This window comes from Cryobacterium soli (assembly GCF_003611035.1).
GTDB classification, from domain to species: Bacteria; Actinomycetota; Actinomycetes; order Actinomycetales; family Microbacteriaceae; genus Cryobacterium; species Cryobacterium soli.
This window is the reverse complement of sequence record NZ_CP030033.1, coordinates 1,901,816-1,914,053: the sequence shown is the minus strand read 5'-3', so window position 1 is coordinate 1,914,053 and position 12,238 is coordinate 1,901,816. Positions and strand designations below refer to the sequence as shown.

Genomic DNA, 12,238 nt, shown 5'->3' with positions numbered 1-12,238 from the left:
GCGAACCGCCTAAAAGTCGGCGGAACTCACGAAGCTCTTGAGCCAGGGACGCAGCTCAACCCCGAGATCGTCCCGCTCTACCGCCAATTGCACGATGGCTTTGATGTAGTCGAGCCGGTCTCCGGTGTCATATCGGCGGCCATGGAAGATCACACCGTAGACCCCGCCGGTCTCGCCAGGAGTCACCGCCATCGTCTGTAACGCGTCAGTGAGTTGGATCTCATTGCCCTTGCCAGGTGCAGTGTTCTCAAGCACTCTGAAGACGTCCGGGCGCAGCACGTAGCGGCCGATGACTGCCAGGTTAGAGGGTGCGGAGCCTGTCTCTGGCTTCTCGACCAAGCCGGTTATCCGCACCACGTCGGGGTCATCGGTAGCCTCCACGGCCGCCGCGCCGTAGAGGTGGATGCTCTCCGGGCCCACTTCCAGCAACGCGACAATGCTGGTGTTGCGGGAGACTTGCTCGCTCAGCATCTTGTCGAGCAGGGGATCGCGCGGGTCAATCAAGTCGTCACCAAGGAGGACAGCGAAGGGTTCGTCACCGACGTGCATCTTGGCGCGGAGTACCGCGTGGCCGAGGCCATTGGGGTCTCCCTGGCGGACGTAGTGCATATCGGCGAGCGTGGTGGAGTGGAGTACGGCTGCAAGGCGACCGTGATCGCTTTTTTCAGGAGTACGTCTTCCAGTTCAGTCATTCGATCGAAGTGATTCTCCAGGGCGTTCTTGTTACGTCCTGTAATCATCAGTACGTCAGTGAGGCCCGCAGCCACGGCCTCCTCCACCACGTATTGAATGGCTGGCTTGTCGACCACCGGGAGCATCTCCTTGGGCATGGCTTTTGTTGCAGGCAGAAAACGCGTGCCCATGCCGGCGGCGGGGATGACAGCTTTGGTGATTGTGGGTGACATGCGTTCAGTTAGCCACACCCAGATTACGCAGAGGTTTCTTTCAGATGGCGCTCCAGGTACCCCGTCTGGGGGTGCTACTGGGACAGGTCTTCAGTGACACGTGCGCTCTGCTCGGGGCAGCTCTTGGCCGCGGACTGCTCAAGAACGCGGTGGGCGAGTTCGATGCGGGACGCCTCGGAGAGGCCCTGGGTGGCATAGGTAGCAAGCACCTTGTCCACGGCTGCGTTCAAATCGATGTCCGGGTGATCGGTGAGGTTGGTGCAGACAACCTGGCTGTACAGGTTCACCATGGTCTTCGTCTGCTTGTCGAGCAGCTGCGGTTCGGTGAGCGCCGTGGGGGTTGGTGACGGCGTCGGAGCCGCTGTTTTGGCCGGTTCTGCGGCAACGCAGCCCGACAGCAGGATTACGCCGAGAAGAACGGTGGCGGGGGCTAGAAGACGCATTCCGCGATCTTACCTACACTCGGGTGCCAAAACGCCTGGGCCATCAGCCCGATCACATTGTCCGAACGGCGTACACGGCCAGCGCGGCCACGGCGACTGCGGCGACTGAGACGAAGATCACGCGGGCGGCGATCATCCCACTGCTGTGCTCGCGTCGTCGGTACCAGCGGCGAATCCGACGAGTCCGTCGGCGGATTCCCATGCGGTAAATATAGCGGACAGCAGTCTCTCTTGCGCCCCGAATGTGGACCCCCAGTTCGGGGGCCGGAGAAACCCGGGACACTATCCCGGCCCGAACTGGCGGTCTATGGTGTGCGCACCGCAACCCGACTGTTCCGCAGGAGGCGACCCGATGCCCACAGCGCCCGCCGTGCGACCCTCTCCAGTGCGACATGAGGCGGCGCCGCCCGCCCGCGGGCGAGCATGGCGCATCGTGTTCCTGGTCTTCGGAGTGTTCGCTGTGGTCGTGTTCGGGGTGGCGGGCATCACTGTCTACAACCTCTCCCGCAGCTTCGACGCGGTGGAGAAGATCCCTGATGCCTTCCCTGCCGAGAACGTCGACCGCCCGCCGGTTTCCACGGGTGCCGCGGCGACGGCGCTCAATTTCCTGCTTCTGGGCTCGGACTCCCGCGGAGACAGCACCGGCTCGATTGCGAACATCAGCGGGCAGCGCTCCGACACGATCGTGATCGTGCACATTCCCGCCGACCGCGCCGGACTGTCGGTGATGTCGATTCCCCGCGACAGCTGGCTTGAGATTCCCGGCTACGGTGAAGCCAAAGTGAACGCCGCTCTGTCGTACGGCGGTGTGCCGCTGGCGGTGCAGACCGTGGAGGGACTGATCGGCGCGCGCATCGACCATGTGGCCGTGATCGACTTCGCCGGATTCAAGGCGGTGACAGATGCCCTCGGCGGCGTTGACATCGACAATCCCATCGCCTTCGACTCGTACCACCTCGCCGGCCACGTCTTCCCGCAGGGTATGCAGCACCTCGACGGCACCGAGGCTCTGGCCTTCGCCCGGGAACGCTATGCGTTCACCGACGGCGATTTCCAAAGGGTGCGCAACCAGCAGCTGCTCATCCGGGCCCTGCTCAGCGGGCTGATGCACAAGTCCACCGTGACCAACCCCGGCACCATGGGAGCGGTCATCGGGGCGGTCACGCCGCACCTGGCGATCGACCAAGACCTGACCTCCGCTGACCTCGTGGCTCTCGGCGTGGAGTTGCGTGATGTACGGGCGGATGACGTGGTCTTCTTCACCATCCCCACCGCGGGAACGGGGACCTCGGCTGACGGCCAGTCGATCGTCAACCTCGACTGGACGGCGCTACCTTCCTTACAGGAGGCCTTCCGCGCCGATGATTTTGGCGGGGTGGCACTGCGATGAGTCGTCAGCCTGCGCGTCGCAGCGATGCTCACAGGAATCTGACCGCGACCGATCGGAGAGCCGAATTGCATACAAAATCACATGTTTACATGTGCGTACAATCTAGCGATGTCCAGAATGATGACTAAGTGGAAAGCGCAGAATCATCACTGGTCGATCCGTGGGCCTCGTTCTGCAAGGAACTCGGCGCGAATCTAGGCAAGTTCCGGCACGCCCGAGAGCTCAGTCAGGAAAAGTTGGCGCACCTCGCCGGTATTTCGACTTTCACCTATCGCAAGCTCGAGTATGGCGAGTCCAATCCAGGGACGTCATCGAACCCACGCCTGAAGACTTTGCTCGCGATTGCCGAGGTGCTGGACTGCTCCCTTCAAGATATTCTCCCCGCAACGGTCCCCAAGACGACTTCAACGACCCTCTGAGGGCCGCCTCTGGGCGTCGACCTTGAGTCTGACCACGACGGCGGGCTCCGCCCGCGACTGAAGGCCAGACGTGAGAGCATGAGGGTGCCCTCTACCCAGCACCATCCATGAGGGCCATCGCGCTGGGGGTAGTCATGCTCTGTCCGGACTGGTGTTCAACTGAGCACGGGGAGAATTCCTCACCATCTTGGCACTACAGCAGTGTCATATCGGTGCCGAGTGTGCTGGCTCGGGCGGCGCCGGACGGTCGCAGTCCGTGCCCGTCGATCCGAGCCGCCGAAGTCGAACTCGTGATCAAGCAACACGACGACGAAGCGGAGCCATGGGTCCATATCGGCCCCGAGGACGATGTGAGTTCGTCCCTGCTCATGAGCGTGGAAAGCGCGGCACGAATGGCGAGCATGTTGGGTGCGCTTTTGGCGGATTCAGGATTATCCTCACCCCGTGCTGAGGCGCTGGTTGCTGATCGCGTGGAGTAGCGAGGGGATCGCTTGGGGGGACACGGGAGCGTGTCGCTTCTCCGGATCCTGTCTCCCCATCACTACGACCGGGTGCCCTAAAAGGCGCACCCGGTAAGTGGTGCGAGCGAGAGTCAGGGGGCTGAGATCTTCGTCGTCCAGAATGACCAGGTCAATACCGGGGGTTAGATATTCGTAGAGGTCGGGCCAGGTTCTTGCCAGCGTGAGCCGAGCGAGCGAACTGCATGCAGACTCAGTCCAGAAGTGCGGGTGAGACTTTGAAAAGACAAGGACCTGAAGGCGTGGATGGTTCGGCCTGAGTATTACGCCCCGACCACTAGGCAGCATCGGCGCCTTGTTCGCGGGCGGTGTCTCGACGCCTGGTCGATTTGTTTCTGGGCTCATGGTGGCTGAGATAGCGTTGGCTGCTCATCTCCCATGTCCTGAAGCCCCAACGCACTCTCAGCCGAGTGAGCCCGAATCGTTTGAGATGCGTCACGCCTTCTGGCGTGAGTCGGATCTTCTCGAGCGGCTTGGTCCAGCCTTCGCCGCCCAGGTATATCCCGACAATCCGCGGCGGGCGCTTGGCCCAGACAGTGAGTTGTTTTGGGGTGGGGCGTTTCATGGCGAACCTCTTCTGCGATTGCGGCAGTCGAGTTTGCCTCAGCAAAAGATAGCATGTAAACATGCAGAATGTTCAAGTTCTTGCGTTTGAAGTCCGTTGCAGAACCTGGATTTTAGTGCAGGTAGCCGTCTTCGGCGGCCCGGCGGATGAGGTCGCCCTTGCGGCTGGCTGGGCGACCGACCTTGGCGTACTTCTCGCGCACCCGGCGCAGGTAGGTCTTAGCTGTCTCGTACTGCACGGCCATCTCTGTCGCGACATCCTTGGTGCTGTGACCGGCCGCGTAGAGGCGGAAGGCTGTCGCTTCGCCGGGGCTCAGGCTGGGGCTGGTGGGGCGAGGCCCGGTGCCGGCGGCGGGCCGGGCGGGCGCGAAGGGGCGCTGGGCTGAAGCTCGACGCATGACAGCCCGGGCCGCATCCATGATCGCGGCCATGGGGAGGTCTTTGGCGAGGTAGTCGGCGGCGCCGGCTAGCCGGGCGCGGTCGCGCGCCTCATGGGTGTCCAGACCGCTGATCACGATTACCTTGGCGCCGGCTGCTCGGCAGGTGCGCACCCGGGCCTCGATGGAGACCGGTTCGGTGATCTGGTAATCGATGAGCACCAGGTCGGCGGGGAACTCAGCGCGGTGCACAAAGTCCGCCCACGAGGTGGAGGTGAGCACAAGGTTGAAGTCCGGTGCGTGTGTGGCGATCCAGGTGCCCATGCTGTCAAGCAGAAGCTCGTGGTCGTCGAGGAGGGCCAGCCGGATGGGCGGTGTGTCGTCACGCGTGGTCAAAGCTGAATCTCACAATCAATTGGTCGGTGGGGGTGCTCACTGTTACTTCGGAGAAGGCGACCCGAAGGACTGCTAGATCGGCGTTCCGTCGCCGTCGTGGGGGTCGGTAGGGCGAGCGGAAGCGCGCCCAGACCTCTCCCCGGCAGGTGCCGTCGGTAGCGCGGATGGATACGGTGAATTGATCGAGGCGAGGTGAGGAGCCCAGGCTGGTGATGAGCGTGCGGAGGGCGGCACGCTGGGTTCCGGACATCATGGGCGCGCAAGCATCCGGGTCGTCGACAGTCGGGGGGTGCACCCCGGCCTGGCCCGAATCCACCGCGGCCTGCAGCCACGTTCGATCGACTTCGTGCACCATGGCCGAACGGATGCGCGCCGCGATATCGCGGGCCGTGTCGCGGTCGGCTGCCGAGATCGCATCGGTGTCCAGCACCCGGCGCAAGAAGGGGAAGGCTTCCCCGCTGAGCGCGTTGACCCGTTCGTGATACATGACCCGTTCGATGTCGCTGAGGAGTGCCGGCTCGAGCGCAGCCGACGAATGGCCCGCCTGGGCCTTCCAGCGCTCCGAGTTCGAGACCAAGACCCGTGAGTAGCAGGCTGCGGCCACGGATGCGGTTATGACGGGCAGCACCGCGGTGAGCAGCAGTGCGCCGCCAGGAGCCCCGTGAAGCGTCACCGGCGCGGTGATGAGTGGCATCGTGGCCAGGGCTATACCCGACGCGGACAGTAATCCAGCTCCCAAAATCTCCCGTGGTGGGCGATAGCGGCACATCGCCACGATGAGAAGTGTGAGAGCAATCGGGATCCAGGGCAGCCAGGGTGAGTCGGCGGACCCTTCTCTGCCGATCGTGTTGAGCAAATAGGCGGTGCAAGCGAGAACGTGCACGGCGAGATGCGCCTGCGCCGTGAACGGCGCGCGCAAAGGCGCTGTTTCGCGTGCCACGACGAACGTCGCCGTTGCCAGCAGCGCCAACGCCCAGAGGCGCGGCTCCCACTCGCCCATAGCGGCGATAGTCAGAATTGTCAGCCCCACGGACCAGGCCAGGGCCATGCCTGCCAGCGCGATGGTGGCGATGCGACTGTCCAGAGTGAGTGCGGGGTCCATCTGCTGTTGGGTGCGTTCGAGGGGCTTCACGTTGATACCCCCGTACTGTTCACCGCGTGGGTTAACGGAACCCGGAGCACGACCGATGTGCCGATGCCCGGCGCCGACCAAATTGCCGCAGTGCCTCCGACGGCGCCGATCCGGGCCGTGACGGAGTTCCGCAGACCGAGCCGGTCGGCGGGAATGCTGTCAGCATCGAAACCCGTACCTCCATCGCTGATCATCACCATCAGTTCGCCGTTGGATGGGAGCACCACCACTTCAACGGCGAGCACGCCTGAATGCTCCTCCACGTTCTGAAGGCACTGTCGAACTGCGAGACCTACGGCGGTAGAACGGGCCGTGTCGAGAAGTAGCACGTCCGAGAGACGGCCGGTCGTGCTGACCTCGAGCCCTCGAGTCGTGGCATCGAGAACCGCCGCATGCAAAGGCGAGGCGTGCGGCGGATTGGGCTGGGTGCCCGGCACTGGGGCCGGCTGCTGCACGACCTTCTCCAGGTCGATCCGGATAGCACTACGCAGCGAGTCGTGCAGCGTCCCGGTCGCCGACGTCGCCAGCACGGCCAGCTGGTTTAGCACTGTGTCATGAATGAGAGCCGCGTTGCGAACGGCGACTCGGTGTTGCAGGGTGGACTCGAGTTCCACCCGGGCCGCGCGGTTGAGACGCTGCACCGACATGGAATCGTTGCGGTGACCTCTCCAGGTGAGTAGAAGCGCGCCGGTCGTCAAGACGAAGGTGAGTACGCCGGGTACGTCGAAGGTGAAGCGATAGCCCGCGTGGAGGATCGCCAGGCTTGAAGCCACGACGGCAGTTGCGAAGCCGGCGGCGCACCATCGCAGTGCCGCGCCGGGGCTCCGCCCACTTCCCCCGATTAGAATCAGCGCCATCTTCGGAAGCGCCACCGTGATCGCATTCGGCACCGGCCAGACCGGCACTTGAGAGGCGAACGTGCGGGAATAGACGTATACGGCTACCCCGCCGACCAGCAGGTAGAGCACGGTGCTGGGAGTGCCCGGCCAGCGCGCTTGTATTGCAAGTGCAGTAGCCATGACCAGGGGGGCAACGATTGCAGGCCAGAAACGCGCTTCGGCGTCGTCGATTTGGAAGATCGCGGCCATGAGTACGGCCCCGCCGAGCACGACGGCGGTCGCGGCCCGGCTCGCCAGGGTGAGCCCGTTGTCGATTTCGCGACATTTCTCGGGCGACGTGGTAGCGATCACGCCTCACCCTCTCTCTGGAACTTGCTTCTCACGGGTCCCGAAAGGTCCTGTATTCGTACCCCGGTTCACTGATGAATGAGAGTATTCCTCACTCTAATCGGCTGTTTTCCGTAGTGCTTTGTACCCCATTCGGGGCATCGTTACCGAAACGAGATATTTTCGATCGAGATCTGAAAAGTCGCCCATTTGTCGTGATCTAGCCTGAAAAACACCGGATGCAGTGCGTTCATTTCAAAATCTACCTTGGATTGGTTTTGTCGCCGCACACCGGAACGCACCTGCTCCCCGAACGACCGAAGGACATTTCGTGGCAAACCCGCTCAACCTTGTACCGCCGATCGTCATCGCCCGATTCGGCCACCCGCGGGCAAAGCCCCGTGTTGTGAGTGTGTATGACCCGAAGCAGGGGTGGACTGACGACTACCGTCGCCGCGTGGTCACTTGGGAACTGGTGGAGGAACTCCGGGCGAACGGTTTCACCCTTGTGGAGGCAAAGTGGCGGCGCAACATCCGCCAGCTGAACCTGTTCCTCATCCCGGTCCCCGGTGGCCTCCCCACCCGCCGCAGCAACGCCTCCGCGCGCTGACTGGCTGGAAGGTGCGATCAGGCCTTGCCGGGTGTGGGAGAGCGGGAGCCGATCGCGGCGAGCAGCAGAAGCGCGAGAAGTGCCCCGAGCGCGGCCCCGGACGTATTGGCGAGCACATCCATGACCGTGGCGTAGCGGGCGGGCAGAAAGACCAGCTGGCCCAGCTCGATGAGGCCGCTGGCGGCGAAGCCCGCCAGAACGGCCACCCACCAACGAGCGCTGCCGAGCAGGACCACTCCGAGCAACCCCACCGGAACGAACAGAACGATGTTCGCGGTGAATTCGACAAGGCCGTAATCTATCCAACCCGGCATACCGTGAGCGTGCAAGCGGGTCAAGATCGACGTGATGGGACGGTGCGCACCACGATCAACCGGGGAGGGCCAGAACGCGATCGCCGCCAGCGTCACCAGGTAGGCCGCCGCGAGCCAGCGGGCGGCGCGGCGCAACGCGGCAGGCGTCTGTCCGCTATGAGCACTCATCCGACCTCCCGCCTGCAACGAGAGACCTCCGGCGCGGATCGTCGCGGGGAGGACATCTCCGTCAACGACCTGGTTCCTTAGAGTAGTGCCCGGATCGGGCAGGCAAGCCGAAGCCGGCCGCCGGCACCGAACCGATAAACTGAAGTTTCAAACACACAAATCTGACAGGTCGCGCGCCACAGCTACCGGGCAGCCCTGTCAAGGAAAGTTGGTTAACCCTATGACTAAGCGCGCGCTTATTACCGGTATTACCGGTCAGGATGGATCGTATTTGGCTGAGCTGTTGCTCGCTAAGGGATACGAGGTTCATGGTTTGATTCGTCGTGCGTCGACGTTTAATACGTCGCGGATTGATCACCTGTATGTTGACCCGCATGACCCGGCGGCGAAGTTGTTCTTGCACTACGGTGACCTGTCTGATGGTTCGCGTCTGGTGACGTTGTTGGCCGAGATTCAGCCGGACGAGGTCTATAACTTGGCCGCGCAGTCGCATGTGCGGGTGTCCTTCGATGAGCCTGAGCACACGGGTGACACCACGGGTATGGGCACCATTCGTTTGTTGGAAGCGGTGCGGATGTCGGGGATCACGACGCGGTTCTATCAGGCGTCGAGTTCGGAGATGTTTGGTGCGACTCCGCCGCCGCAGAACGAGGAGACTCCGTTCTACCCGCGTTCGCCGTATGGTGCGGCGAAGGTGTATTCGTACTGGGTGACGAAGAACTACCGCGAGGCGTATGACATGTTCGCGGTGAACGGGATCCTGTTCAACCACGAGTCTCCGCGTCGTGGTGAGACGTTCGTGACGCGCAAGATCACTCGTGCGGTCGCGGCGATCAAGGCTGGGAAGCAGGACCACGTGTACTTGGGCAACCTGGACTCGATCCGGGACTGGGGTTACGCGGCTGAGTATGTGGAAGGCATGTGGCGGATGCTGCAGGCTGACGAGCCGGATGACTTCGTCCTCGCCACGGGTGGGAACTTCACCGTGCGTGACTTTGTGGAGACCTCGTTCAGTCACGCTGGGTTGAACTGGGAAGAGCACGTGCGCTTTGATGAGCGGTACTTGCGTCCGACCGAGGTGGACGCTCTTGTTGGTGACGCGTCCAAGGCTGAAGCGAAGCTGGGGTGGAAGGCTGAGGTCGACACGGCTGAGCTGGCTCGCATCATGGTTGACGCTGATATTGCGGCGTTGGAGCACGCTGGTCGTCCGTGGATCGATGAGGTCAAGCTGACGAGCTGGGGAACTAAGTAACCATGACCGTGTCTGTGGCTGACGCTCGCGATCAGGTCGCGTTCACCCCGGCGGCGTTGGATCGGGATGCCCGGTTCTACGTCGCCGGGCACCGGGGTTTGGTGGGGTCCGCGATCTGGCGGCGCCTGGAGTCGGAGGGTTTCACTGACCTTGTCGGCCGCAGTTCGGCGGAGTTGGATTTGAAGGACCGGGATGCGGTGTTCGCGTTCTTCGAAGAGACCACACCGAAGTACGTGGTGTTGGCTGCGGCGAAGGTCGGCGGGATTCTGGCTAATAGTACGTATCCGGTGGATTTCCTCAGCGATAACCTCCGTATTCAGGTCAACGTGCTCGACGCGGCCCTGAAGTATGGGGTGGAGCGGTTGTTGTTCCTGGGTTCTTCGTGCATTTACCCGCGTTTGGCGCCGCAGCCGATCCGTGAGGACACGCTGCTGACTGGTCATCTCGAGCCCACGAACGACGCGTATGCGATCGCGAAGATCGCCGGGATCTTGCAGATCCAGGCGGTGCGGCGTCAGTACGGGTTGCCGTGGATCTCGGCGATGCCGACGAACTTGTATGGGCCTGGCGATAACTTCTCGCCCAAGGGCTCACATGTGTTGCCGGCGTTGATTCGGCGTTATGACGAGGCTGTGGCTTCTGGTGCGTCTAGTGTCACGAACTGGGGCACGGGCACGCCGCGTCGGGAGTTCTTGCACGTGGACGACATGGCTGAGGCGTGCTTGCATTTGATGGAGCACTACGACGGGCCTGAGCAGGTCAACGTGGGTACCGGCAGTGATGTCACGATCAAGGAGATCGCTGAGACCATCGCCCGGGTTGTGGGCTTTACGGGGGAGACCTTGTGGGACACCGACAAGCCCGACGGGACCCCGCAGAAACTCCTCGACGTCAGCAAACTCGCCCAGGCGGGGTGGACGGCCAACATCGGCCTCGAGGACGGACTGCGCTCGACCGTGCAGTGGTACCGCGACCACACCAACAACCTGCGCGAGAAGTAGCCCGCGGCCAGGTCGGGCTGCCGCCCTGGATGGGGCGGCAGCCGCGGCCTACCTCGGCCGGGGTGTTCGGCGTTAGGCCACGCCCGGCACGGCCACGCGCTTGGGCAGCAGGAACACCAAGAGGAGCGCCACCACGCTGAGCGCGGCGCTGACGGCCATGGCCAGAGTGGCGCTGTCGGTGAAACCGGTCGCCAGGGCTTCGGGGCCGGGGCCGGCCACCACCAGGGTGCCGAAGAACACGCTGCCCACGACGGCGATACCCGCGGCGCTACCCACGCGCTGCATGACGCCCACCACGCCGCTGGCCGCACCCGCTTCGGTGCGATCCACGGTGGCGACGATGAACGACACGTTCGGGGCGATGAAGCATCCGCTGCCGAGGCCGGCGATGAATAACGGCGGCAGCAGCAGCCAGTTGGTCAGATTGGCTGGGTCGGTGACGAGCAGGACCAGCCAGATCCAGACCAGACCCACCGTGACCAGGCCCACGCCCGCGATGAGCACGGTGCGGCCCAGTCGTTTGGTGAGCCGGTTGCTCTGCGACGACGCGAGGATCGACCCGATGGCGAAGGGGATGGAGACGAGCCCGGACTCGAGCGCGGTGTGCCCGAGTCCCGCCTGCCAGAGGATGGAGATGGTGAAGAAGATGCTGGTGAAGGCCGCGAAGTAAACCAGGGCCAGAATCACACCGCCGGTGAAGGCCGGGTGGGAGAAGAGGTGCGGCGGCACGAGCGGGCTCTGGCCGGCCTTGGCCACCCGGACCTCCCATGCGCCGAATGCCACGATCAGCAGGGCGCCTGCGGCGAGTACGAGGTATGTCCAGAGCGGCCAGCCCCGGTCCTGGCCCTCGATGAGCGGCACGAGCAGGGCGACGAGCCCGGCCGAGACGAGCAGCAGGCCCACCCAGTCGATACGGGAGGACACGGGGGCATCGGGGGCGGATGCCGTGCCGGTTCCGGACGGCAGCAGGATGGCCGCCGCGATGAGCGCGACCACGCCGATCGGCAGGTTGACCCAGAACACCAGACGCCAGCCGTTCTCCACGCCGAACGCCTCGATGATCAAGCCGCCCACGATCGGACCGAGGGCGGTGGAGACGCCGATGACCGAGCCCATGATGGCGAAAGCCTTGCCGCGGAAGCGCGGCGGGAACATCAACTGGATGACGGCCGTGACCGCGGGCACGAACATGCCTCCGGCAAGCCCCTGCACCACGCGGGCCACGATGAGCTGCAACTCGTTCTGCGCCAGACCGCACGCCAGGCTGGCCACGGTGAAGAGCGCCAGCCCGGTGAAGAAGACCCACTTGTGGCCGATGCGGTCACCGATGCGCCCGGCCGGGATGAGCGCCAGGCCGAAGGCCAGGGCGTAGCCCGAGATGATCCAGGAGAGGGTGGCCTCCGACGCGGTGAGGCTGGTCTGGATGCTGGGCAGCGCCACGTTGACGATCGTGGTGTCGAGCAGAGCCATGAACATGCCGGCGAGCAGCACGATGAGCGCCTGCCAGGCACGGCGGGTGACCACTGGGGCCGGCGACACGAGGGGGGAGTCAGTCATGGGGGCCTTCCGGGCGCAGGGGAACA

12 protein-coding genes and 1 pseudogene are annotated in these 12,238 nt (G+C 63.8%); 5 read left to right on the top strand and 8 right to left on the bottom strand.

The window, feature by feature from the left end:
• Positions 1-9 precede the first annotated feature (9 nt).
• Positions 10-905 (bottom strand): annotated as a pseudogene (locus DOE79_RS08780) (UTP--glucose-1-phosphate uridylyltransferase).
• A 74-nt stretch (positions 906-979) separates the two neighbouring features.
• Positions 980-1,348, bottom strand: coding sequence for a hypothetical protein (locus tag DOE79_RS08775; protein WP_120338179.1), 369 nt, complete (start codon positions 1,346-1,348; stop codon positions 980-982).
• 352 nt (positions 1,349-1,700) lie between these two features.
• Here DOE79_RS08775 and DOE79_RS08770 point away from each other — a divergent pair, with 352 nt between their 5' ends.
• Together DOE79_RS08770 and DOE79_RS08765 are read left to right on the top strand one after the other, a co-directional pair.
• Positions 1,701-2,738: an LCP family protein gene (locus tag DOE79_RS08770; protein ID WP_162942678.1), complete on the top strand. Its 1,038-nt coding sequence runs from the start codon at positions 1,701-1,703 to the stop codon at positions 2,736-2,738.
• 128 nt (positions 2,739-2,866) lie between these two features.
• On the top strand, positions 2,867-3,157 hold the full coding sequence (locus tag DOE79_RS08765; RefSeq protein ID WP_120338177.1) for a helix-turn-helix transcriptional regulator: 291 nt from the start codon (positions 2,867-2,869) through the stop codon (positions 3,155-3,157).
• A gap of 795 nt (positions 3,158-3,952) precedes the next feature.
• On the opposite strand, the gene DOE79_RS20515 is transcribed toward DOE79_RS08765, so the two are convergent.
• From DOE79_RS20515 to DOE79_RS08750, 4 genes are all read right to left on the bottom strand, one after another.
• A complete protein-coding gene (locus DOE79_RS20515) occupies positions 3,953-4,240 on the bottom strand; it encodes a hypothetical protein (RefSeq protein ID WP_162942677.1) in 288 nt (95 codons plus the stop codon).
• Positions 4,241-4,352: 112 nt separating this feature from the next.
• Positions 4,353-5,012 carry a DNA-binding response regulator gene (locus tag DOE79_RS08760; RefSeq protein WP_245977216.1) on the bottom strand — a complete coding sequence of 220 codons (660 nt, stop codon included), beginning with the start codon at positions 5,010-5,012 and terminating at the stop codon, positions 4,353-4,355.
• The gene (locus tag DOE79_RS08755; RefSeq protein WP_120338176.1) at positions 4,999-6,144 is read right to left on the bottom strand and encodes a hypothetical protein; all 1,146 of its coding nucleotides are present in this window, start codon (positions 6,142-6,144) and stop codon (positions 4,999-5,001) included. The genes DOE79_RS08760 and DOE79_RS08755 overlap by 14 nt, the downstream gene beginning before the upstream one ends.
• A complete protein-coding gene (locus DOE79_RS08750; protein ID WP_120338175.1) occupies positions 6,141-7,334 on the bottom strand; it encodes a sensor histidine kinase in 1,194 nt (397 codons plus the stop codon). Before DOE79_RS08750 ends, DOE79_RS08755 begins: the two co-directional genes overlap by 4 nt.
• 433 nt (positions 7,335-7,767) lie before the next feature.
• Here DOE79_RS08750 and DOE79_RS20510 point away from each other — a divergent pair, with 433 nt between their 5' ends.
• On the top strand, positions 7,768-7,920 hold the full coding sequence (locus DOE79_RS20510) for a hypothetical protein (protein WP_162942676.1): 153 nt from the start codon (positions 7,768-7,770) through the stop codon (positions 7,918-7,920).
• Positions 7,921-7,937: 17 nt separating this feature from the next.
• Here the strand turns inward: DOE79_RS20510 and DOE79_RS08740 are convergent, their stop codons facing one another.
• Complete coding sequence (locus DOE79_RS08740; RefSeq protein WP_120338173.1) at positions 7,938-8,402, bottom strand: VanZ family protein; 465 nt, start codon at positions 8,400-8,402, stop codon at positions 7,938-7,940.
• A gap of 220 nt (positions 8,403-8,622) precedes the next feature.
• On the opposite strand from DOE79_RS08740, the gene gmd reads away from it, so the two are divergent.
• A complete protein-coding gene (gmd, locus tag DOE79_RS08735; RefSeq protein ID WP_120338172.1) occupies positions 8,623-9,654 on the top strand; it encodes a GDP-mannose 4,6-dehydratase in 1,032 nt (343 codons plus the stop codon).
• Positions 9,655-9,656: 2 nt separating this feature from the next.
• Complete coding sequence (locus DOE79_RS08730; RefSeq protein WP_120338171.1) at positions 9,657-10,655, top strand: GDP-L-fucose synthase family protein; 999 nt, start codon at positions 9,657-9,659, stop codon at positions 10,653-10,655.
• 72 nt (positions 10,656-10,727) lie between these two features.
• On the opposite strand, the gene DOE79_RS08725 is transcribed toward DOE79_RS08730, so the two are convergent.
• Positions 10,728-12,212 carry a DHA2 family efflux MFS transporter permease subunit gene (locus DOE79_RS08725; RefSeq protein WP_120338170.1) on the bottom strand — a complete coding sequence of 495 codons (1,485 nt, stop codon included), beginning with the start codon at positions 12,210-12,212 and terminating at the stop codon, positions 10,728-10,730.
• Positions 12,213-12,238 lie beyond the last annotated feature (26 nt).